The 2,367-nt window shown below is 37.0% G+C and carries 1 protein-coding gene; it reads right to left on the bottom strand.

The features are described 5' to 3' along the window. The coding region (locus QMD71_10050; GenBank protein MDI6841166.1) for a C25 family cysteine peptidase at window positions 1-1,988 on the bottom strand (1,988 nt) is incomplete at its 3' end. Between the last annotated feature and the right edge of the window lie 379 nt (window positions 1,989-2,367).

Below are 2,367 nucleotides of genomic sequence, written 5' to 3'. Positions count from 1 at the left end.
CCCAGATCCAAAGTATCACGTACTGTGATAGAAACATTAGTTGCTGTATTAACTTGAATAGTATCCGGGTTTATAATCACAGTAGCCGGTACTACTACAAGTGTATAGCCCTCATAAGGCTGTAGATTATGGCCAGTTACTGTAATCCAAAGTGTACAAGGCTTATTAGTGTGTATATTAAGAGTAGCAATGCCTGATGAGTTTGTGTATGCTACAATCTGAGTGTCAGCAATGCCACAAACAAGTGCATCTTTAATTGGTGATGAATTAGCGGAAACTGTAACATCCATAGTGAAGTCACCCACTGGAATTACAGGTGGATAACTCACTGAAATAGGTGTTGGTAGTAGTGTATACAGGTCCATTGATGGGTCACCAAAAACATGATAAGCCTCGTAATAGTAGCGAGGGGTAGAATTTACTCCTCCACATAGGTACTCGGCATAGAGGCCGAGTTGCGTAAATCCTCCAATAAAGTTTGTAGGAGAGGCACCAAACATACTCCTAAACCATCCAATTTGAAGTGTATCATCATCTATCCAGTAAGTATAAGTGGATGCACCAAAAAATGCTATTGCACCTTTATCTTGCGACCTCACCCAGGTTTCACCAAAACACTCAGATACACTAAATGTGCCTGTCAAACAGGCATGACTTGCCACAAATGGATACTTATCAAGATTCGAGAGTGCATTTACATTTGACTGGCTAAAACTTGGCCCCATCCATCCATATTCATCCCCGTGTCCTGTATATACTGCTACTACTCTTCCATTATTTATTGCTGTTGAGATAGGTGTACCTGTTCCATAATACGCATATAAAGAATCACATACCATACCATTAGCACGTGCAATCTGGATACATACATTACAGCAGAGCTCAACTTCTTGGTGATGGTATCCATCATCTGATGCCATAAAGTATGCCTTATTAAGCCAATCAACTCTTTGTGACCATAGATTTTTCTCATAATCTAAAATCTTCTCTACAAGAACATTTGTTTGTGCTACTGTAGCTACTGGGAACCTGCCAATGTATAAATCAGGGATGAAATCAGTACCAGCAGTCGTAGAATAGTATAGGTCGGTGACACTACCTGTTTCTGACCCAGTATGGGCTGGTATTTTATCTACATCGCCAACAAGTAACACAAATGTTGGCGGTATATCCCAAGTATCATATGCATTCTTGATATAGTTAGTTATATTGGTGACTGTTGCTCCTCCCGGGATATCTGATGTCTTTGTTATAGTTGTATAAAACCCTTTCTTATTCTTCCATTCCACAAATGGTTCCATATTTGAATAGTAATCGTTTGCACATATGATAAGGTAGCCAATTGGTAATTGAGGAGGCTCCTTAAGTTTGAATACATTGTAATTTTCAATAATCTTTCTTGCCATACCACCAAATGGAAATGAATAGTATCTATGGAGAACAGCTTCTGTCTTTGTCATATTAGAACCTGTAAGTTTAATAGTAATATCTACACTCTCTGCATAGTGAATTACATTATTTCTTGGATTGTATCTCACTGGATAAATCTCAATAAAGCATACTCTATGTCCCCTAATGTAGCCAACTCTTACAATACTTGCCCACTCTTCTGGATAGAATTTATCTATCTTGTAGAATTCTCTATCAATTGTAAACTCAACTTGTGCACCTGGAATTTTTGGCACAGGTGGCTGAAGTGGTATTATAGGATATTTTAATACCATACTTCTATCCTCTACTTTTACCTCAATTTTAACATCTGCATCCTCTGGAATCTCTACAGTCTTTCTAATAACAGGAATTTTTGGCTTACCAACTTCAAGCCCTATCCCTGCTCCTGGTATAGAAAGGTCTGTGTAAAAACTGCCCTCTCTGAACTCATCTCTCAGCTCAATCTTCGGCATATCTATAGATATAGATACCATTGATGGGGTTGTAATAATTTCACCAAGAGAGAGCTGAACAAAAATTATGAAAAATGTAAACATTTTAACACCTCCTTATCTTATAAGAAGCTGTTTTAACATTTCATCCCGATTCATTGGAATGAAATATTAAACCCACTCCTTTTTTATATACTTTTTAATTTCATTTTGTCAAGTTTTTTAATTCAAAAAATGGAAGAGAATGGCTTTAAATTACTAACGACAATAAACAATGTAAGGCAAACCTTTAGGTTTGCAAGGCTAAAGCCTTGCCTTACAAAATACTAAGCAATGAAAGGATTGCTGCCACCAATCTCTCGGTTGTCGGCAATCTGCTTCATTTTATAGAGTTCAATTTTATTTTTTTGCCTAACATTTTAAAAAAAACTGTTACTGTTAAGGTAGAATGTCCTCTTTATTGTTCAGCAAGAATGTCCTCATA

The sequence above is a fragment of the bacterium genome (assembly GCA_030018315.1).
Taxonomy (GTDB): Bacteria; Hydrothermota; UBA3073; order JACQXS01; family JAGMCI01; genus JASEGA01.
Note: the sequence above shows the minus strand (reverse complement) of the source record. Positions and strands in the feature narration are given on the sequence as shown.